This is a genomic window from Nocardia sp. NBC_01388, from assembly GCF_045040085.1.
GTDB lineage: Bacteria > Actinomycetota > Actinomycetes > Mycobacteriales > Mycobacteriaceae > Nocardia.
The window spans coordinates 5,030,186-5,051,098 of the sequence record NZ_CP109553.1 but is presented as its reverse complement, the minus strand read 5'-3'; the positions used below and the strand labels follow the sequence as shown (position 1 = coordinate 5,051,098).

The following is a 20,913-nucleotide window of genomic DNA, read 5'->3' as shown; positions in this document are numbered from 1 at the left end:
TGTCAGAGTGCCTTCAGCAACTCCGCCGCCAGCGGCGCGGACGAAGCGGGGTTCTGGCCGGTGTACAGATTGCGGTCCACCACCACATGCGGGGCCCACGGCTCGCCTTCGCTGTAGTCCACGCCCAGCGCGATGAGCCGGTCCTGCAGCAACCACTTGGCCTTGTCCGCGAGTCCGGCCTGGGTCTCCTCGGCATTGCTGAAGGCCGCCACCCGGTATCCCGCGAACGGGGACTTGCCGTCGGCGTCCACCGTCGCCAGCAGGGCGGCCGGGGCGTGGCAGACCACGCCGAGCGGCTTGCCCGAGGCCAGTGCGGCATTGAGCAGCTGCCCGGAGGTGGTGTTGACGGCCAGATCCTCCATCGGGCCATGGCCGCCCGGGTAGTAGACCGCGTCGTAATCGGCCAGGTCGACCGCGGCGAGATCGATGGGATGCGTCAATTCGGTTGCCTTGCGCAGGGTTTCGGCGATCTTCTCGGCGCCCTCGGGGCCGCCGTTGGCTCCGGGCGCCAGGCTGCCGCCGTCGACGGTCGGCACCACGGCGCCGGGGGTGGCCACCACGATCTCGTGCCCGGCGGCCTTGATGGCCTCGTAGGGTGCGGCGAACTCTTCCGCCCAGTACCCGGTGGGGTGCTTGGTGCCGTCGGCCAGCGTCCAGTAGTCGACGCCGGTCATGACGAACAGGACCTTGGCCATGATGCTCCTCGAGTCTGTGGATGAACTGACACTGTGTATGCAGAATGTCAGGTTGTCGCTGTCCCTACCGTAGGTGCCGAAATATCGGCTGACCAATAGACTCGCCTATATGAGACATAGGCAGGCCGATGGTTCCGTGGACCTGACGCAGCTCCGCACGTTTCTGGCGGTCTACCGGGCCGGATCGATCACCGCGGGCGCCGGTCAGGTCGGCCTGTCCCAGCCCACTGTGACAACGCAACTGCAGGCGCTCGAACGCCGGCTGGGCCGACCGCTGTTCGAACGCCTGCCGCGCGGCGTGACCCCGACCGCCGCCGCCCACGATCTCGCGGCCCGGGTCGCCGGACCCTTCGACGCGCTGGAAATCGTGGTCGGTGATGCCCCGGCCGAGCACACCCAGGAGCCGCCGGTTCTGCTCGGCGGTCCCGCCGAAATGCTGGCGGCGCTGACACTGCCCTCCCTGGCTCCGCTCGTCGCGCAGGGCATCCGATTCACCATCACCACGGGGCTGGCCGATGAGCTGCTGGCGGATCTGCGCCTCGGCAAGCTCGATCTGGTGCTGTCCACCATTCGCCCGCGCGGGCGGACCGTCCTTGCGGAACCGCTCGCCGATGAGGAGTTCGTGCTCGTCGCCGCGCCGCGGGTGGCGGCCGCGGTGGATGTGGCACGACTGCGGGTCAACGACCTCGCCGGGATTCCGCTGATCAGCTATGCGCCGGATCTGCCCATCGTGCGCCGGTATTGGCGACACGTATTCGATACCCGACTGGAAGCCGAAGCCGCCCTTGTTATTCCGGACCTGCGCGCGGTACTCGCCGCGGTTGTCTCGGGAGCCGGGGTGAGTGTGCTCCCGCGCTATCTGTGCGCCCGTGAACTCGAGGCGGGCGGGATCGTCACACTGCTGGATCCCGAAGACTCCCCGATCAATACGGTGTATCTCGCGCGCCGGGTGGGCGGCCAGTCCCGCCCGCACGTCGATCTGGTCCGCACCCGGCTGCTCGAGGCCGCCGAGGTGTGGCGTACGTGTGTGCACTGACCGCCCCCGGGGCTACTTGCCGATCAACCCGAATTCCATGAGCAGTTCACCGATTTCATTGCCCTCCAGGCGCTTCATCAGGCGCTTGCGCAGAATCTGCGGTCCCGGGAGGTCGATGGCCTCGCCGTCGCGTAGTCGGCTGGTGGCCGCCAGCAGCGAACGGACGTCGTAGGTGGAGGCGAAGACCTCCGGCACCCCGCGCTCGATATCGAGCAGCTGATACGCGGCTTCCATGCCCGTGCGCACCGAGTACTCGGTGGTGAAGATGCAGTCGCGGCCGGTCTCGGAGAACTGGCCGATGAAAGCGAAGTTCACCGACCCCTCCGGCACCACCTGCGGGCGGTCACCGGCCTTGCGCGGCATGAAGAACGACGTCACGTACGGCATCATGCAGGGGACGCAGGTGCTGGCATTCGCGGCGAGTTCGGCGATGTCCTCGACCGGAACGCCCATGTGGTACAGCCACTCCTGGGTGATCTCCTCGCCCGTGCACTCCTGCATGGTCTTCTTCACGTAGTCGCCGGGGACGTCCACGAACAGTGAGTAGACCCAGACGACGATCTGATCCTTGGGCTGCTGCTTGAAGTGCGGCTGCCGGTTGACCGTCCAGCTCAGCAGCCAGCTGGAGTCCTTCGCGGTGACGATGCCGCCGGTGACGACCTTGCCGCTGAACGGATCTCGCTTACAGATCTTCTGAATGTATTCGGGGATGCGCTGATCCAGCGTGGTGACGGTGGCCGATTCCCATTTGGTCTTCTCGATATCGCCGGCGAACACCTCCGGATGCCCGAAGGCCGGATCCTTGGCCGCCAGCGTCCGCCACAGATCCCAGGCGGGTGCGGGGCCGGTGTTCAGCTTCGCGGGAGTGTGCTGATCGCCCTCGTCCGAGTTCTCCGTGAGCGAGCCGATGGTCATGAGCAGCAGATCGTTCTCGCCCAGATCCACGCCGCCCTCGACGCCTTCGGACACCCAGTGGATTCGCTTGGCCTGCTTGCGTTTCGCGCTCAGATCGAAGTCGACATCGGTGACCGTGGTATCGAATTTGAAGGTCACGCCCTGCTCGAGCAGCCACTGGTAGAGCGGCAGCACCAGCGATTCGTACTGGTTGAACTTGGTGAACTTCAGCGCCGAGAAGTCCGGCAGACCGCCGATGTGATGAATGAAGCGGTGCAGGTACAGCTTCATCTCCAGGGCGCTGTGCCACTCCTCGAAGGCGAACATGGTGCGCCAGTACATCCAGAAGTTGCTCGCGAAGAAGTCTTCGGAGAAGACCTCGTCGATGCGCTTGTCCTCCATCTCCTCCCGGCTCGCCAGGAAGATTTTGATGATGTCCTTCTGCGCCTTCTCGTTCAGCGTGAAGAGGCCGTCGGTGTGCGCGTCCTGACCGCGATCGACGGTGGCGCGCTGCAGCGAGGAGTTCGGGTCATCCTTGTTGAGCCAATAGAATTCGTCCAGCACGCTGCCGTCCACCTCCATGGAGGGGATGGTCCGATACAGATCCCACAGGCATTCGAAGTGGTTCTCCATTTCGCGGCCGCCGCGAATCACGAAGCCCTTCTTCGGCTTCTTGATGCCGTCGAGGGCGCCGCCGGGCAGTTTCAGCTCCTCCAGAATGGTGATCTTGCTGCCGGGCAGCTGTCCGTCGCGGATGAGGAAGGCCGCTCCGGACAGCGAGGCGAGGCCGGACCCGACGAACCAGGCCGTCTTCTGTTCCACCCCAGCGGGTTTGCGGGGCCGTGCGAAGGCTTCGTAGTTGCCATTGCTGTAGTACATATGACTCCTATTCCTGAAGCGGATTCGAACCGGTTGCCGAGCAGCGGTTTACGCGGAGTACTTGTAAAAACCCTCACCACTGGAGATTCCGAGCTTGCCCTTGTCGATGTAGTTGTCCTTCAACCACTTCGCGAGCTGCGCGGCGCCCGGCTCGGTGCTGTTGGCGAGAATGTTGTACGGCGTGGTCAGCCCGATGACGTCGAGAATCTGGAACGGGCCCAGCGGCGCGCCGGTGGCAATGCGCCAGGTCTTGTCGACGGCCTCCGGTTCGGCGTAACCGCCTGCGCTGAGGGACATTCCGGCATTGAGCAGCGGTACCAGCAGAGAATTGAGAACGTAGCCGGCCTTCTCCTTGTGCAGCTCGATCGGCACCATGCCGATGGCGGAGGCGAAGTCGACCACCGCCTGATACACCTTGGGATCGGTCTCCGGTGTGCCCATGACCTCGGCGGTATTGAACTGCCACACCTGATTCGCGAAGTGCAGCGCCAGGAAGCGATCCGGGCGGCCGGTGAATTCGGCCATATCACTGGGCAGCAGGGTGGAGGAGTTGGTGGCGAAAATGGTTCGCTCCGGGGCGAATTGGCTCAGCTTGGTATAGGTGTCCTGTTTGATGCTGAGCACCTCGGGCACCGCCTCGATCACCAGATCGGCATCCGCCACCGCCTGTTCCAGATCGGACCTGAGGGTTATGCCCGCCGCCGCCTTCTCGGCCTTGCCGTCACCGCCCCCGGCCACCTGGGTCTTGTAGATCTCCGAGAGTTTGACGAACCGTTCGCGGGCGGCGTCGAGGGCCTTGTCATTGATGTCGTAGGCCGTGACTTCGAATCCGCTGAATGCTGTCTGGAAGGCGATCTGCGAACCCAGGACCCCCGTTCCCAGCACCGTCACCTTGCGGATATCGATGGTCAATGTGTTCTCCTCTCCAGGGCGTCGTCGGATGCGGCCGGGAGGGCAGCGAAGAATCCGGCGACTATTTGGCAGATTTGGGCTCGCAGATCCGCGAGCGGGTCGTACTCCGCATGCGCGCCGGTCGCCGGCCGCGCCAGCGCCAGGTGCAGTACGGCGAAGACGCTGCGCCCTGCCAATCGCGAATGTTCTTCCAGCAGTTCGGAATCGAGTCCACGAGCGCGTGCGGCGCCGGTGAGCCGCTCGGCCACCATGGCCTCCAACCGTGCGACCAGGGCCAGGCCCTCGGCCCGGTACTTCTCGGCGGGTGAGCCGAACAGCAGCTCGCGCTGATAGGCGACAGTGTTCTCGGCATTGCGCCCGGCGGCCCGGACGGTCGGGCTGATGATCTCGATGACCGCTTCCGCCGGCTCGGTGTAGTCGCGCAGCCGGCGGTCCGCGAGATCGAGGGCGGCCCGGAAATCGGCGTTGTAGACCATCAGCAGCAGCTCGCCCTTGGAGGAGGCATAGCGGAAGAGTGTCCCGGCGGCGATATCCGCACGGTCGGAGATCTGCTGCGTGGTGACCTGCGCGAACCCGTGTTCGGCAAACAGTGCGGCGGCGGCCTCGAAGATGCGGTCCTGCTTGTCGAGCATGCCCCGGACGCGGCGGCCGACCGGTGTCGCATGCTCTGGCGCAGTCATTCGAGACCTCCGGATTGCCTTCAGTAAATGAGCGAACTCATTTCCGAGCGTACCTCTGGCTATCGAAAGCGCAAGCAGCGATCACCGGTCGTGTGTGAACAGCGGTGTGATCAGTAACGCAGTACCGCGATGGAGGCGGGCGCGACCGAACTCTTGAACAGTCCGGTGAGCTCCTCGGGTTCGAGCATGTAGACCGAACCCTTGTTCTCCAGTGTCTTCACCGTTGCGTACTCGGTCAGGTCGATCACCGATGTGCCAGGCTCCGAATGGGTTTCGACGGCATCGGCCATTTCGTCGAAGCGGCCCCACTCCACCGCACCCGCGGTCAGCAGCAGTGCCTCGACCCGGCCCTGGAAGGCCGCCCGCACCACCTCGCCGATGGTGACAGCCACCTTGGTGGGGCCGTCCGCGAGCAATTGCGCGGCCCGTTCGAGGGCGCCGCGCTGCCCGGCCTCGAAGTGCGGCCGCACCACGTCATAGGTGGTGGCGTGCAGCTTGCCGTTGACGAGGGCCGCCGGATTGGTATCGACCGTGCCGACGAGCAACGGGCCCAAGGTGGTTCGCTTCTTGAACTGCCCGGTGAGCTCCGGATCCGCGACCACCACGAGGGGGATCGCACGATCGGCCAGTCGGCGATCGACCGCGGAGGCCACCTTGCCGACCCATTCGTCGAGGGCGGTTTTGCGCCAGTCGGTCGGGGTTTCGCCATAGACCTGCGTGCTCGTGGTGGCCTTGCCGCCGATGTGCGGGCGGGCGGCGGGGCTGGCCAGCACGCGGTTCTGATTGTCGTCGTCGAGATTGTCGGTCGGCCCGACCGGCAGCAGGGCATCGTGCTCCTGCGTCAATGCGAATTTGGAGCCGCCGTAGAAGGCCGCGCCGTCGGCGGTGATGGTGAGCACCGCGTATTCGCCGTCGGCGGCCAGCAGCGGCAGCAGTGGCTTCACATAGAAACCCGGTTCGATGTGCACCTGTTCGGTGAAGGTCAGCGGCACCGTGAAGTGATACGACGAGCCGTCGGCTCCGAGGAAGAGCGCCAGCCCCTGATCTTGATACCGCCAGAATCGCTCATCCTCGATGAGCGCGTGCCCCGGAGCCAGCAAACTTTCTGCTTCGGATTTACTGACGCCCGCCGCGAGCAACCGGCTGTGCGCCTCGGTGAGCAGATTGCGGAGCCGAATCGGGTCCTGCCGCGTCTCCGGACCGCTGTTGTGCGTGGGCAGATAGATCGAGACACCACGCCCCGGCGCGGCGGAAATGAGCGTCGACAGGTCGGACTGTTTGAACATCGGCCGTCCTTCAATTAGAGGTTGGTTGGTCGATTTTCATGCAGGTCCCGATCAGCCTACGCCCCGTTCTCAGCCCGGGGGCCGGTGCTGGGACCAGGGCGCGACGCGCTCGACGGCCGCCGCCAGGCGCAGAACGGTGGCATCGCCGAGGTGTCTGCCGATGATCTGCAAACCCACCGGCAGACCGTTTTCGGTCCATCCGGCGGGGATGCCGGCGGCGGACTGTCCGGTCAGATCGGCGGGGTAGTTGAAGCCGATCCAGGCGGAGTCGGAGACCGTGCGGCCGTCGATCTCGGTCGGGCCGTGACTGCCGATCGGGAAGGCCGGGACGGCGGAGGTCGGAGTGACCAGCACGTCGATACGGCTCATCGGCCTGGCCATTGCATTAACCAAAGATTTGCGGACGATGTTCGCATCGGTGAAATGCTGTGCGGTCCAGTCTTCGCGCATCCACGCCACCACATGCGGGGACATGTGCTCGCCGTGCTCGTCGATCATGCGCCGCATACCGGTGAGATCGGTTTCGGCGACGATGAGGGCGGAGAAGGCCGCGGCCGGATCCGGCCGGCCCGGGACGACCGTTTCGACGTGGCAGCCGAGTTGTTGCTCGAGCACCTCGTGCGGAACAGATTGTTCTGTCCCGTTGCGCTGTAACCGAATTCAGGGGTATTGGTCTTGCCCACGCAGAGCGCGCCCGCCGCCAGACTGCGCTCGACCACGATATCGTCCTCCTCCGGCACGAAGTCGCGATAGACCCAGGAGCCCGAGGTGGTCCGCACGCCCGCCGTGGACAACAGATCCTTGATGCCCATCGGCACTCCGGCCAGCGGTCCCGGCGCTTCCCCTCGCGCCAGGGCATCGCCCAGCCGAATCGCCTGTGCGCGAGCCAGATCCGGCGTCGGGGTGCAGAAGGCGTGCAGGGTCGGTTCGACCTCCCGCATCCGATCCAGGCCGGCGTCCAGGATTTCTACCGGGGATACCTCGCGTCGGCCGATACGGGCAACGATCTCGGTGGCGGGCGTGTAACAAACCGCCCCCTTCGAGGAAGGGGGCGGTTCGGTGGGCGGTATCGATCAGTCGTTGGCGGGGGAGGGCGCCGCCGGTGCGGCGAGGAAGTCCCGCAGGTGTGCGGTGAAGGCCGCGGGTGTTTCGACATTGGGGCTGTGGCCCGCGGTGTCGATGAGTTCGAAGCGGGCGCCGGCGGCGGTGTAGCGATCGCGGGTGACGGCCCAGTCGTACATGCCGTCGAGGCGGCCGTGAATGACGAGGGTGGGCAGCGCGAGGCGGCGGATCTGGCGGTCCAGGGGATTGGCCGCCAAGTCCTTCCGTCGATCGGTGCTCACCGCGCGATACGCGCGCCAGGACATGGCCTGATGGTCCAGGAACATCTGGTGGACCGGCGGTGTGGCTCGGGTCAGATCGAACTTCGGCGCGAAGCCGGCACGAAGGGCCTGGCGGACAATGGATTCGGGTGCGAAGCGCTGCAGCACGCGGGCGATGGGCCCGAGGGTGAGCAGCGGCGTGGCGGCCGGGACATTCAGATAGCTCAGATCCGGGGCCTGATCGAGTACCACGATCTCGCTGATGCGCGGGGAGCGGGCGGCCACGGCCAGGGCGGCGTCCGCACCCCAGGAGTGGCCGACCACCGCGACATTCGCGACGCCCAGTTCGGTGAGCAGCGCGGCCAGCATGCTGCCCTGTCCCTCCTGGTCGAAGCCGTAATCGCCGCCGGTGCAGCCGAATCCGAGCAGGTCCACGCGAATGACCCGATACGTGTCGGCGAGCAGCGGGGTAACCCCGTCCCACCAGTGCACCGACCCCTCGAAGCCGTGCAGCAGCAGCACGGGTTTGCCGTCGGTGGGTCCGTCCTGACGAACGTGGATGGGACGGCCCTGCACGGTAATGAGTTCACCGATCCGGGCGCGTGACTTCAGTGCAGTTGACGCCATCGTCTTCACCACCGGCTTTCTGTCATACGGTCGAGGGAGATCCTCTCATTTCGGACGGGCTATTCGGTGCCTCCCAGTACGTTTGCCGCCTCCCAGTACGTTTGCCGACCGCCAGTCGAGCGGGTGGCCCCGCTACGTTAAACGGAGTAACAACCTCCGGTTAACGTAGCGCCACCCGCTCGTTATGAGAAGCGGGGATCCGCACCGATCCCCGAGCGGCTACCCGACGGCCGCCGTTTCGGGCAGCTGATCGGCCATGGCGACCGTCTCGGCGAGCAGATCCGCCGTCGAGACCAGTTGCTGCCGCGTGTGTTCCGAGGTCATGAAGAAGCGCAGGCGCTCCTTGCCGACCGGGACCGCCGGGGCCGAAATGGCTCCGGCGTACACCCCGCGCTGCAGCAGTACGCCGGAGACGAACCCGGCGCGAATCTCGCCCGGCACGATCACCGGGAAGATCGGCGTGCCCTGCGACTCGCCCAGGTTGAGACCGCGCTCCCGCAGCAGCGCATCGAAGAGCCGGGTGTTGTCCCACAGCCTGGCGACCCGCTGCGGTTCCGCCTCCAGCACTTCGAGACCCGCGAGCGCCGCGGCGATGGTCGACGGCGCCGGACCGCCGGTGAGCATCGCCACCCCCGGGGCGGCGGCCTTCATAGCCCCGATGAGGTCGGCATCGGCGGCGATGAAGCCACCGCAGCTGCCCAGCGCCTTGGACAGTGTGCCCATCCAGATATCGACATCCGCGCCGGCCATGCCGTAGTGCTCGCGAATCCCGTGGCCACGCTCGCCGAACACACCGAAGGAATGGGCTTCGTCCACCATGATCGCGCAGTCGAATTCCCGTGCCACGGACGCCAATTCGGCGACCCTGCCCACGGTGCCGTCCATGCTGTAGTGGCCCTCGAGCACCACCAGCGCCCGATCGAAGCCGCCGCGCGACATGCGCAGCACCGCGCGCAGTGATTCGGGGTCGTTGTGCCGGAAGTTGATTCGGCGGCAACCGGCCCACTGCGTGCCGGAGACCACGCTGCCGTGAATAAGCGAATCGCAGATGGCCACATCGCCTTCACCGAGCAGGAAGCCGATGACGCCCGCATTGGTGAGGTACCCGCTGGTCGTGACCATGGCATCGCCGACATCGTAGATACCGGCCAGCCGCTGCTCCAGCTCGCCGTAGAGCGGGATCTCCCCGGCCACGATCCGGCTGGCCGAGGCCGAAGCGCCGTACTGGTCCAGGGCATCCTTGGCGGCCTGGATCACCTGCGGATGGTGCGAGAGCCCCAGGTAGTTGTAGGCGCTGAAGTTGACCAGATCGCGGTCATCGGCGTGAATCACCGTGTCGTTCGGCCCGGTTCGGGCCAGGAACAGCGGATTCACCAGCCCCGACTGCGCGCTGATGGCGGTGATGGCCGCCTGTTTGGCCACCGTCGCCGCCACCTCCGGATGGTCGGCGAACTGGCGGCCGGGACCGCGCACCGGACGTGCCGGGGCGCTGGCCGCGGGCCGGGGTGCAGTGGTCTGGATGGTGGCAGTACCGCCACCGGTTCCATTGCCCGCCAACAGCTTCCGTGCCAGATCGCGTGCTGATTCAGTCATACCGTCACCTCCACCGCTGTGGGCGCCGCGTCGCTGGGTGCGCCGATAAGGATTTCGGCAGCCCGAGTTCCCGCTTGCTGGAGCGTGAAGGTACGCCCCAGTTTCAGCGAGATCAGGTCGATGCCGAGGGTCTTGCCCACCAGTGCGCCGAATTCGACCGCCATGAGCGAATCGAGGCCGAGTTCCGGCACCGGCACGGTCAGATCGATGGAGTCCGCGTCGACCCCCATGACCACCGCCAATTGTTCGGCGAGCATGTGCGCCACCACATCTCCGCGCTTCTGCTCATCGAGCGCGCGCAGTGCGGCGACCAATTGTGATGCGGCCGAATCGTCTTCGGCCGCCGCCGCGATCTGTGCTTCCACCCGGCCGGTCATGGCGAAGAACGGCGCGGTGGCCGAGACCTTGCTCCAGTCCACCGGAATCATGGCGACCTGGTGGTGCAGGCCGAGTTCCAGTGCGCGCTCCAGGAATTCGGTGCCCTCGTCCATGTCCACGGAGTCGAATCCGGTATTGCGCAGGTACCGCGCCAGATTCTCCTCGGCCTCGGCCATGCCGCCGCCGGACATATGACCCCAGCCGACGGCCAGCACCTTGCCGCCGCCGCGGGCGACCACATCGGCGACGGACTGCAGCGCGAGATTGGCCGCGGTGTACGAGTACTGGCCGACACCACCGAAAATCGCACTGCCGGAAGAGAACAGCACAAACAGGTCCAGTTCGGCCCCGGCCAGCGCGATACCGTTGCGCAGCGCTCGCGCGCCCTCGATCTTGGGCCGGTACACCGAGGCGAGGCTGTCGCGGTCCATAACGGTAATGCGCTTGTCGTCGACGACACCCGCGGTGTGGAACACGCCCCGCAGCGGATGCTCGGGGGAGTGGGCGCGGCCGATGACCGCGGCCATGGCCTCGGTATCGGTGACGTCCGCGCGCTCGGTGGTCACCTGCACGCCCTGGTGCTCCCACGCCGCGAGCTGATCGCGGCTCGCATCGGTGGTCGCGCCGCTGCGTCCCAGCAGGGTCAGATGCCGTGCACCGAGCCCGACCAGCCAGCGCCCGATCGCCAGCCCGAACGCACCGAAACCACCGGTGATCAGGTACTGCGCCTCGGGATCGACGGTGACCTTCTGGATCTGCGGACGCACCAGCGGCGCTTCGGAATCCAGGCTGACGGCGATCCGCCCGATCTGGGTGGAGCGCGCGACATCCTCGAAGGCCCGGACCACATCATCGGTGTCGTACAGCGTGAACGGCAGTCGCTTGTACTTCCCCGAGGCCAGTGACGCTTCGACCCGCTTCATCCGCTCCACCGACTCGACCCGGCGCAGCGCGAACATGCGGTCCAGATCGAAGGAGTGGTAGGAGATGTTCTTGTCGAAGAAGCGCAGATCCAGCACGCCGCCGCCGTAGATATCGGCCTTGCCGATCTCCACGATGCGCCCGAACTCGGCCACCGCCTGGAAGTTCCGGCGCAGGATCTCGCCGGGCGCGGTGCTGATCACGATATCCGCGCCGGTGCCGTCGGTGAGTGCGAGCACATCCTCGGCGAAATTCAGCGAACGGGAATCGAGTACATGATCGGCGCCCTGTTCGAGGACGTACGCGCGCCGCTCCTCGGTACTGGCCGTGCCGATGACAATCGCATTGTGCAGCTTGGCGATCTGCACCGCCGCCGAGCCGACACCGCCGGCCGCGCCGTGCACCAGCACCACCTCACCGGCTTGCAGATGCGAGAGCCCCAGCAGTGCGTGCTCCGCGGTCGCGAAGGCCGTATCGCTGGTGCAGTATCCGGGCTGATGCTCCTCGGGCACCTGGGTGACGAGGCCGCGATCGGTGGTGTGGAAGCGGCCGAACATGCCCTTGGAGGACATGATGACCTTGTCGCCGACCGCGAGATCGGTGACGTCCGAACCGATTCGGACGATGACGCCGTCACCCTCCATACCGGGAACGAGGCCGAAGGCGGTGCCCGCCAACTCCTCCTCACCGAGTACGCCGAGCACCTTCAGGGGATCCTTGAAGTTGAGGCCGATGGCCCGCAGCCGGACCTCCACCTCGTTCGGTCCCGGCGCCCGCCGGTCGCAGCGTCGCCAGCCGAGGCGGGACAGCACCCGCGACTTCGGCAGCTCCAGGGTGAAATTGGCCTCCGGATCCGTCAGCGGCACCGGCTCGTCCAGGCCGTCGATCCGGCCCTGCAGTGAGGCGTCGACCACGGTGACCCAGCGCAAGCCGTTGCGCAGGAACACCTCATCGGAGTGGTCGTAGGTGAAGGCGCCCGCAATGGTCAGCTCGGCCGCGAGTTCCTTTGTCGTGACCTCGGATTCGATATCGACCAGTCGCCAGCGCAGCCGCGGCTGCTCGTTCAGCAGCACCCGGCGGGCGCCCAGCAGCGCGGCATGCGCCGGATCGGGTCCGGTCTCCTCGTGCGGATGTGCGAAGGCGTGCTCGGTAATGAGGGTGACGTGCATGGAACCGTCGCCCATGATCGGCACCTCCACCCCGCGCTGTGTGACCCAGTCCTCGAAGAATGCCTCGAAGGCGACGGCCACCCGGCGCAGTGTCCACAGATTGTCGAGGTCGTCGTAATCGGTTCCGGCGACCAGCACGACGTGCAGGCGTTCCACGCCCTCGTGCGTGATCGCGGCCTCGAGACGTTCGCGGACAAGGGTTTCCAGATCCTCGCGGCCGGGCTCGCCCAGTACGAGGGTTTCGCCCCGGCCCAGTGCGGCGATCTCCGCGGCACGTGCGCTCGGCTGGGTCCCCAGATCGAACACGACCGTGAACGCCGCCTCGGCGCCGGGCAGCACACTGCGGTCCACCGGCTCGCGCATTTCCCAGCGGTCTTCGTAGAAGAAGTCCGTCATCCGCTGCAGCGCAGCACGACCCGGTGCGATGGAGCCGAAACGCATACCGATGATCTGCAGCACGACCCGCTGCTCGGCATCGAGCAGATCGATATCGGCGACCGGTGCGGCGCTGGTATCGAGCCGCGCCACCACCGTGACCTGATCGGGGATGATCCCGAAGGCCCGGACCTCGTCCACACCGACCGGGACCATGGCCCCGTCCTCCGTGCCGCCGGTCCCGGCGAGCAGGGCGGCCACGCTCTGCAGCGCCGCATCGACCACGGCCGGATGCGCCAGGTGACCGGAATCGGTGGCTATGGTGCCGTCGAGAGTGGCCAGGACCGTTGATCCGGAGACCCGAATCGAGGTGGTGCGCTGGAAGGCCGGGCCGTATTGCAGTCCGCGCGCGGCCAATCCGGCGTAGAACGCGGCCGGGTCGACGTCGTGCATCTCCTCGATATCCGGCAGGGTCACCGTGGGCGGTTCGAAAATGCCCTCGACAAGCCTGCCGGTCGCATTGGTGGTCCACAGCGCATCGGCCTTGGCGCGTGAGCGAATCGTGAAGCGCCGGGTCGTCTCCTCCACATGTAGCTCGAGTGTCGGAGCCGTGCCGTCGTCGATGATCAGCGGCGCCAGGAAGCGCACCTGCTCGACCGCGACCCGGGTGGATTCGGTGCGCAGTGCCGCCGCGCTCAGTGCCGCATCCAAATACGCAGCACCGGGCAGGATTCGGGCTCCGCCGACCACGTGGTCCTCGAGCCAGGGGTAGGCCCCGACGCTGAGCTGAATCCGCCATGAGGTGGTCGTATTGTTCAGGTCCGGATCACCGAGCATCGTGTACACGCCGGGGGTTCCGTGCTGCAGTTGCTGGAAGACCGGCAGTTCATGGCGCAGGTGGGTGCGCTGCCAGGGGTAGCGGGGCAGCTCGATGTGCGGGGTGACGAGGTCCCCGAACAGCGCGCCGATATCCAGTACACCCGCGCTGTAGAGCCCGGCGATGGTCTGCCGGATGCTCTCGGCATCCGCCTGCTTGCGATCCAGGGTGGCGACCGTGGTGCCGGTTTCATCGGCGCCGATGAGGATTTCGCGAATATTGGCGCCCAGCACCGGATGCGGGCCGACCTCCAGGAATACCCGGCTGCCGGTGCCGACGAGCGCGGTGATCGCATCGGCGAAGCGCACGGGCTGCCGCACATTCGAGCACCAGTATTCGGCGTCCCAGTCACCCGCGGTGACTGTCTGCCCGGTGACTGTGGACAGCAGCGGCAGCTTCGGGTCCGACAGCTTCAAATCGACCAGTACGGTGCGCAATTCGTCGAGAATCGGCTCCATGAGGTAGCTGTGGTACGGCACCTCGACATGTAGTCGGCGCGCGAAAATGCCCTGCTCGGTGAGGCTTTCGGCAATCGCGTCGAGGCGCTCCACCGCACCCGCGAGCGTGACGGCGCTCGGGCTGTTGACGGCCGCGATATCGACCAGCGCATCGCCGTCGATCAATTCCTGTGCGGCGGCGCGGGGCAGGCCCACCGCGAGCATGCCGCCGGAGCCCGCTGTGGTGGCCTGCAATCGGGCGCGGTGGTAGCTGACCAGCAGCGCGTCGTGCAGCGAGAGCATGCCGGTGACATAGGCCGCGGACACCTCGCCCACGCTGTGCCCCACCACCGCGGCCGGGCGGATGCCCAGCTCCTCGAGCATTGCGAACAGCGCCACCTGCACCAGGAAGTTGGCGGGCTGGGCGATCGCGGTGGTGGTGACCCGCGATTCCTCCTCGGGCCGCCGCAATTCCTCGATGATGGACCAGCCGGAGATCTCCTGGAACTCCGCGTCGATGCGCACCGCCTCGGCGGCGAAAGTGCCGCCCGCCGCGAGCAATTCGCGCCCCATGCCCCACCACTGCGGGCCCATGCCGGTGAAGACGAAGACCGGTTCGGCGACCTTGCGCGGGATCACCTTGGTCGCGGCGCGGCCGCTGCCATTGGCGAATGCGATGAGTGCGTGCACCAGTTCGGTGTCGTCGGCGAAGGTCAGCCCGGTGCGGAACTGGTGGTGCTGCCGGCGCGTCCACGCCGCTTCGGCCAGCAGGCCCGGGTCCGCGCCGTCGGCGATCAGCTCGGCGAAGCCGCGGGCCAGATCACGCGCGGCCTGATCGGTGCGTGCCGAGAGCGGCAGCACGCCGAAGTGCCTGGGTTGCCGCACCGCCTCGGCGGTGGGCAGGTATTCCTGCAGGATGGCGTGCGCATTGGTGCCGCCGTAGCCGAAACCATTGACCGCGACGGTCATTCGCTGGACCTCGGGGCCGACCGCTTCCGCGTCCAGCTGCAGTTTGATGCCCAGCTCGTCGAACGGAATATCGGGGTTGGGCGTCTCGAGCCAGCCCTGCGGTGCGATGGTGCGCTTGGAAATGGCCAGCGCGGACTTGATGATGCTGGCAATGCCCGAGGCGGCTTCGGTATGGCCGAGCTGCCCCTTCACCGAACCGACGCCGACCGGCTCGGTGCGGCCCTCGACCTGACCGTAAGCCCGTCCGATGGCCCGCAATTCGAGCGGATCGCCGACCGGGGTGCCGGTGCCGTGCGCCTCCACATAGGTGACCTCGTGCGGTGCGATGCCCGCACGCTCGGACACCCTCTTGGCCAGCGCCTCCTGCAGATCGGCATTGGGCACGGTGATCGCGGTGGTACGGCCGTCCTGATTGGATCCGGTCGCCTTGATGACCGCGTACACCCGATCCCCGTCGCGCTCAGCGTCTTCCAGCTTCTTGAGCACGACCATGCCGGAGCCCTCGCCGCGCCCGTAGCCGTCCGCCGCCGCGTCGAAGGGCTTGCTGCGGCCGTCGGTCGCGAGGAAGCCGCCCTTGCACATGGTGACGAAGGCTTCCGGCTGCAGCAGCATGGTGACGCCGCCCGCCATGGCGACCGAACAGTCGCCGTTCTGCAGCGCCTGACAGGCGAGGTGCAGTGCGACCAGCGAGGACGAGCACGCCGTGTCCACCGTCAGCGCGGGGCCGACCAGATTGAGCGCGAACGCGATTCGGTTCGACAGCATGGTGTACGACGCACCCGCCGCGGTGTGCATATCCACGTACGGCAGCGCCTCGGTGGTATTGGAGACCGCGAGCTGATCGAGGGTGAACGCACCGATGTAGACGCCGATCGACGTCCCGGCAATGTGCCCCGCGATGCCCGCATCGTCGAGCGCCTCCCAGGCGACCTCCAGAATGAGCCGCTGCTGCGGGTCCATGGCTGCCGCCTCACGCGGCGAGATCCCGAAGAAGTCGGGATCGAAAGCCCAAGGGTCGCCGGTCATGAAGGCGCCCCGCTTGGTGTACATGCGACCGGGCGTACGCCGGTCCGGGTCGTAGTAGCGGCGGTAGTCCCAGCGCGTGGCCGGAATGTCGACGACGCCGTCGCCCTTGTTGATGATGAAGTCCCAGAAGGATTCCGGTGAATCGATACCACCCGCGTATCGGCACCCGATTCCGACAATGGCAATGTCAGACACTACGACTCCTCGGCAAAAGATTGATGTGGTGATTCCCCCCGAGAAGGGCTTCGCGGGTCCGGCGCGCTCAGGGCGTCGCTGGAACCGGCTGCCGCAGCATGAAATTCATCGCGGGTCCGGTACTCCCGATACGGACCTGGCGATCGACGTTGTAGCCGAATGCGTTGTAGTACGCGATATTGCCGTCCTTGCAAATCCCGCCGACGGTCTCCGACCGCTCATCGGCCAGGGCGTCGAGCCAATTGACCAGCGAGCGGCCCACTCCGGCGCGCTGCAGCGCCGGATCCGCGCCGAGATACACCATGAAGTGGTGCCCCTCGGTGGGTCTGACCTCGGCAATGGCCTCGTCCACGTGCATGCCCCGGGTGGTCCCCGCGCCCATGGCCCACAGCAGCATCGGCCCCGAAATCGCTTCCCGCCAGAGCGATTTCCGATATCCCGCCGGATACCAGAGCAGTGCGCCCACGACCTTGCCGTCGACCGTGGCGACCGCTGCGCCGTCGGCGGGCAGGAAGCGGTACCGGATCATGATGCGCAACATGCGCGGTGACCTGCGGTGCCGATCCGTTTCGTCGGGGAAGACGTACTCCTCGATCGGGTCATCGGTCGCGAACGCCCTGCAGATGATTCGCGCGATGTCGTCGATGTCGTGCTCGGTGGCTCGGCGGATTACCGGTACAACCGACTGATCCAAGACTATCCCTCTACCTTGTGCTACCCGATGCCCGGCCACGCTGACGGTCATTCCTGCATGCCCATACCCAGGGCGGTAGCACTTAGGCTACTGACCAGTAGGTTACATTGGCTAGTCCGAGCTGTGGCTGATACAAGTTGTGGCATAGAACAATTCGGTGAACCATTGCCAATGTGTCGCAGATCGCTTAAGGTGCCGCGCTTAAATCAACTGTCGCACAATGTAATTGACCCAGACAGCTTTCCTGGAATTCTCGTCATCGCAACAGAATGTGCGATCAGAGCAAAGCCTGGGCGGTGGTGTAGGCAAGCAGGGTTGCGCCGAGTCCCGCGATCACGCTGACGCTGACATTCAGTGCGGCATAGAGATACGCCCGCTGTTCGGCCAGCCGGACCGTCTCGTAACTGAAGGTGCTGTAGGTCGTCAGCGCACCGCAGAAGCCGGTGCCGATGAGCGCGAAGACCGGTGATGACACCGCGGCCCCCGTGATTCCGCCGAGCACCAGGCAGCCGATCAGATTGACCGTGAAGGTGCCCCACGGGAAAAGACTGTCGTGCCGAGTCTGGACCGCACGATCGGTGAGATAGCGCAGGGGCGCACCGGCCATCGCGCCGAGTACCACGAGTAGAGCGGTCACCGGGCGACCTCCTGCCCGCGACGGAGTGCGGCCGCGTGCACACCGCGGGTCAGTCGCATGGCAGCCAGCGCTGCCAGTAGCGCACACAACAGTGTGGCCGCCAGGTAGGTGAAGGCGAGCGCGACCGTGCCCGGCTGTATCAGGGCCCGCGTCTCATTGGCATAGGTCGAGAAGGTGGTGAAACCGCCGAGAATGCCCACGCCCAGGAACGGGCGGGTCAGCGGATGGGCCTTGCGAATATCGGTGATCACCACCATGAGCACGCCGATCAGGAAGCAGCCGGCCACATTGGTGACGAAGGTGGCCCACGGAAACCCGCCGGCGTGGGTCGGCCACACCTGCGCCAGCCCGTACCTGGCCAGTGCTCCGAGCGCGCCGCCCGCCGCGATCACGGCCAGCACCAGGCCGTGTGTCGCGGAGAGTTCCTGCCGCTGCCCTGGGGTGTGGAGATCGACATCCGAATCGATTGGTGAGAAAGGAGTCCCATCCTTCTCGTTCCGCTCACTGGTCACGCACATCTCCTACCTCAGCCACCCGCAGGTGTTCCATGGGTAGGGACTGTTGGCGGCCAGTGTGCCGCGGTTGTTCCGAATCGCCGGATCCATTCCGAATCGATCGGAGCGGCGAGCCCCACCGCCGCATCGTTGACCAGGATAGCCAACCGCTGTCCGATCGCGCGGATCGAGGCCCGGGGAGATGCGGGCGACTCGCGTCACAGTCCTTGACTGAAAAATTGGTCAGGATTAAGTTCGGGTGTCGAAGGAGGTGCTGTGATGCGACGACGCCAGTTCGTGCGGACAAGCGTGGTGACCATGGGCGGACTGCTCGCCGCCGCCTGTGACGGGCCGATCTCGTCCTGGTTCGGGGATTCCCCGACCACTGCCGAGGACGGCCGTTCCTGGGTGATGCCCGACGAGGGTGAGCCGCACAATCGCACCTGGATGGCGTTCGGGGCCAGTGAAAGGATCTGGGGCGCAAAGCTTTTGCCGCAGGTGCGGGCGGACCTGGCCACCATTGCGACGACCATTGCTCGCTTCGAGCCGGTGTCGATGCTGGTGCGCCCGGCTGAGCTGGATCTGGCGCGGGGCATGGTCGGCCCGAATGTCGAGCTGATCGCGACCGAGATCGACGATCTGTGGATGCGCGATACCGGTCCGGTGTTCGTCAAGGGCAATGGCACCAGGGCCGGGGTGGACTTCAATTTCAACGGCTGGGGCGGCAAGCAGGAGCATCGGAAGGATGCCAAGGTCGCCGGGTTCCTCGCCGGGCGTGCGGGTGTCGAAACCGTCCACACCGATCTGGTCCTCGAAGGTGGCGGCCTCGAAGTCGACGGACAGGGCACCGCGATCATTACCGAATCGTGCGTGCTCGATAACAACCGCAATCGAGGCTGGAAGAAGTCCGACGTCGAGGCTGAACTCGACCATCTGCTCGGGATCAAGAAGGTGATCTGGCTACCCGGAATCGCCGGGCATGACATCACCGACGGCCATACCGATTTCTATGCCCGGTTCGCCGGGCCGGGCGTGGTTGTCGCGGGCCTGGATACCGACCCGGATTCCTTCGACTACGACGTCACTCGCCGCCATCTCGGCATTCTGCATTCGGCCACCGATGCGGCGGGCCGCTCGCTGCGGGTCGAAACCCTCGAAGCGCCTACGGAACTGCGGGCTCGCGGGGCCGGCGACGACTTCGCGGCGGGGTACATCAATTTCTATGTGTGCAATGGCGCGGTGATCGCCCCCGAATTCGGGGATGCGGACACCGATTCGGCTGCCGAGGCGACGCTGACGAGGTTGTTCCCGGATCGGCAGGTTGTGCAGATCAATATCGATGGCATTGCGGAGGGCGGTGGCGGCATTCACTGCACCACCCAGCAGGAACCTGCCGGCTAGTGGTGCTGGGGCGTCGACTGATGCTCAGGCGTCGCAGATCGCGCGTCGGGTCCGCTACCGAGCAGGAGTGGCGAGCAGGCGGGTGGCGCGCAGGGCCAGATAGAGCTCTGCGGTCTGCTTGGGGTCGGTGTAATCGCGCCCGGTGAGTTCCTGGATGCGGCGCAGCCGGTGGTGAATGGTGTTGCGGTGGTAGTGCAGGCGGGTCGCGACGGCGGTGCTGGAACCATTGCATTCGAACCACATGTCCAGGGTGTCGAGCAGGGTGGCTCGTTCCTGCGGATCGGGCAGATCCAGGATGGGCCCCAGAATGTGCCGGGCCAGTTCCTGTCCGGCATTCGGCGCGTGCGCGATGAACAGCGGAATGGCCGTATCGCCGTAGGTTGTGACCGCGACGGTGCCGGGTTCGGCGCAGTGGCAGGCCAATTCGGCTTCGCGGAGCGCGGCGACGGCCTCGGCGGGCGTCGTGAAAGGACGGCTCAGCCCGATGCGACCGGTGGCGGACGCACGCAGCACGGCGGGCAGCGCTGCGACCGAGCGGGCGGCGGTGAGGCTGAGCAGGCCGATCTGGGAGTCCAGCTCGGTGAGCCAGATGGAATTGATATACCTTGCGGCCAAATGGGTTTCGATGCCCTCGAGAGCGGAGACACCGCGGGTCGCGAGCTCGGCGCTGACCACCACGAAGGTTCCGGACTGCGGAAGTTGCAGGTGGCGCGCGACTTCCCAGAGTGCGTTGCTGTCGATATTGCCGTCCAGCAGTGAGCGCAGCATCAGTCGCCGCTCCTCGCGATCGCGGCGTGCCCGGTCGGCGACATGCCCGCTGTAGGCCTCGGCGGCCGCGCTCGAGTACTCGTCGATGATCTTCCACACCTCGGAGGCCAGGTGCGGCAACGATTCTCGCGATCCTTCGCCCACTTCGCCGAGTAGTCGATCCCAGATGAGCCGCCCGCACAGCCGATAGGCGTGCAGCAGTGCGGCCAGCGGCACGCCCTGTTCGGCCTTGAGCCGTCCGGCCGCCGCGGCGGCGGTCAGCGAGACGTGCCCGGATCCGGCCAGCTGGGTGAGTACGGAGGCGACATTGTCACGCACCGAATTCGTGAGTTGGGCGTCGGTGAGCTGGGTGGCTTCGGCGTAGGCGTGATCCCCGGCGCGAATGTGCACCACCAGATCGGCGGTGAGCTCCTCCAGCCGGGTGAGCAGGCGCTGCGCGAGCACAGTCGAATGGTCCAGTTCAGGGCGAATCGCGACCGGCATGGACTGATTTTAGTTGCCGGGTGGTCGATTCGGGTTGTGCTCGAGCACAGTCGCACACCCGGCTATTGGAAACTCGCGCCCATGGTGGCGGGCGGTCCCGGAGCGGCACCATCGAATTCGGTAGTGACCCAGGCCACAGTGTCGCCGGGGGCATCGGAGCGAGGA

General features: G+C 66.3%; 16 protein-coding genes. 2 read left to right on the top strand and 14 right to left on the bottom strand.

What is annotated here, in order from left to right; genetic code table 11:
* Positions 1-2: 2 nt before the first annotated feature.
* Positions 3-695 carry a type 1 glutamine amidotransferase domain-containing protein gene (locus tag OG716_RS24855; protein WP_405133157.1) on the bottom strand — a complete coding sequence of 231 codons (693 nt, stop codon included), beginning with the start codon at positions 693-695 and terminating at the stop codon, positions 3-5.
* A 109-nt stretch (positions 696-804) separates the two neighbouring features.
* Between OG716_RS24855 and OG716_RS24850 the strand changes: the two genes are divergently transcribed.
* The gene (locus OG716_RS24850; protein ID WP_405133156.1) at positions 805-1,731 is read left to right on the top strand and encodes a LysR family transcriptional regulator; all 927 of its coding nucleotides are present in this window, start codon (positions 805-807) and stop codon (positions 1,729-1,731) included.
* 12 nt (positions 1,732-1,743) lie between these two features.
* On the opposite strand, the gene OG716_RS24845 is transcribed toward OG716_RS24850, so the two are convergent.
* From OG716_RS24845 to OG716_RS24790, 12 genes are all read right to left on the bottom strand, one after another.
* Positions 1,744-3,504: an oleate hydratase gene (locus OG716_RS24845; protein ID WP_405133155.1), complete on the bottom strand. Its 1,761-nt coding sequence runs from the start codon at positions 3,502-3,504 to the stop codon at positions 1,744-1,746.
* A gap of 48 nt (positions 3,505-3,552) precedes the next feature.
* Positions 3,553-4,416, bottom strand: a complete 864-nt coding sequence (locus OG716_RS24840; RefSeq protein ID WP_405133154.1) for a 3-hydroxyacyl-CoA dehydrogenase — start codon at positions 4,414-4,416, stop codon at positions 3,553-3,555.
* Positions 4,413-5,096 carry a TetR/AcrR family transcriptional regulator gene (locus OG716_RS24835; protein WP_405133153.1) on the bottom strand — a complete coding sequence of 228 codons (684 nt, stop codon included), beginning with the start codon at positions 5,094-5,096 and terminating at the stop codon, positions 4,413-4,415. Before OG716_RS24835 ends, OG716_RS24840 begins: the two co-directional genes overlap by 4 nt.
* A 110-nt stretch (positions 5,097-5,206) precedes the next feature.
* A complete protein-coding gene (locus tag OG716_RS24830) occupies positions 5,207-6,382 on the bottom strand; it encodes a hypothetical protein (protein WP_405133152.1) in 1,176 nt (391 codons plus the stop codon).
* Between the two features lie 69 nt (positions 6,383-6,451).
* Positions 6,452-6,832: an amidase family protein gene (locus OG716_RS24825; RefSeq protein WP_405139885.1), complete on the bottom strand. Its 381-nt coding sequence runs from the start codon at positions 6,830-6,832 to the stop codon at positions 6,452-6,454.
* A 44-nt stretch (positions 6,833-6,876) separates the two neighbouring features.
* Entirely contained in the window at positions 6,877-7,323 is a 447-nt protein-coding gene (locus OG716_RS24820; RefSeq protein WP_405133151.1) for an amidase family protein, read from the bottom strand.
* A 132-nt stretch (positions 7,324-7,455) separates the two neighbouring features.
* Positions 7,456-8,331 carry an alpha/beta fold hydrolase gene (locus OG716_RS24815; RefSeq protein ID WP_405133150.1) on the bottom strand — a complete coding sequence of 292 codons (876 nt, stop codon included), beginning with the start codon at positions 8,329-8,331 and terminating at the stop codon, positions 7,456-7,458.
* Positions 8,332-8,550: 219 nt separating this feature from the next.
* The gene (locus OG716_RS24810) at positions 8,551-9,924 is read right to left on the bottom strand and encodes an aminotransferase class I/II-fold pyridoxal phosphate-dependent enzyme (RefSeq protein WP_405133149.1); all 1,374 of its coding nucleotides are present in this window, start codon (positions 9,922-9,924) and stop codon (positions 8,551-8,553) included.
* Positions 9,921-16,271 carry an SDR family NAD(P)-dependent oxidoreductase gene (locus OG716_RS24805; protein ID WP_405133148.1) on the bottom strand — a complete coding sequence of 2,117 codons (6,351 nt, stop codon included), beginning with the start codon at positions 16,269-16,271 and terminating at the stop codon, positions 9,921-9,923. Before OG716_RS24805 ends, OG716_RS24810 begins: the two co-directional genes overlap by 4 nt.
* 67 nt (positions 16,272-16,338) lie before the next feature.
* On the bottom strand, positions 16,339-16,965 hold the full coding sequence (locus tag OG716_RS24800) for a GNAT family N-acetyltransferase (protein ID WP_355122842.1): 627 nt from the start codon (positions 16,963-16,965) through the stop codon (positions 16,339-16,341).
* A 277-nt stretch (positions 16,966-17,242) separates the two neighbouring features.
* The gene (gene crcB / locus OG716_RS24795; protein ID WP_405133147.1) at positions 17,243-17,602 is read right to left on the bottom strand and encodes a fluoride efflux transporter CrcB; all 360 of its coding nucleotides are present in this window, start codon (positions 17,600-17,602) and stop codon (positions 17,243-17,245) included.
* Positions 17,599-18,114, bottom strand: a complete 516-nt coding sequence (locus OG716_RS24790; RefSeq protein ID WP_405133146.1) for a fluoride efflux transporter FluC — start codon at positions 18,112-18,114, stop codon at positions 17,599-17,601. The genes crcB and OG716_RS24790 overlap by 4 nt, the downstream gene beginning before the upstream one ends.
* A gap of 261 nt (positions 18,115-18,375) precedes the next feature.
* Between OG716_RS24790 and OG716_RS24785 the strand changes: the two genes are divergently transcribed.
* The gene (locus OG716_RS24785) at positions 18,376-19,497 is read left to right on the top strand and encodes an agmatine/peptidylarginine deiminase (protein WP_405133145.1); all 1,122 of its coding nucleotides are present in this window, start codon (positions 18,376-18,378) and stop codon (positions 19,495-19,497) included.
* A 54-nt stretch (positions 19,498-19,551) separates the two neighbouring features.
* On the opposite strand, the gene OG716_RS24780 is transcribed toward OG716_RS24785, so the two are convergent.
* A complete protein-coding gene (locus OG716_RS24780) occupies positions 19,552-20,748 on the bottom strand; it encodes a PucR family transcriptional regulator (RefSeq protein ID WP_405133144.1) in 1,197 nt (398 codons plus the stop codon).
* Positions 20,749-20,913: the final 165 nt, after the last annotated feature.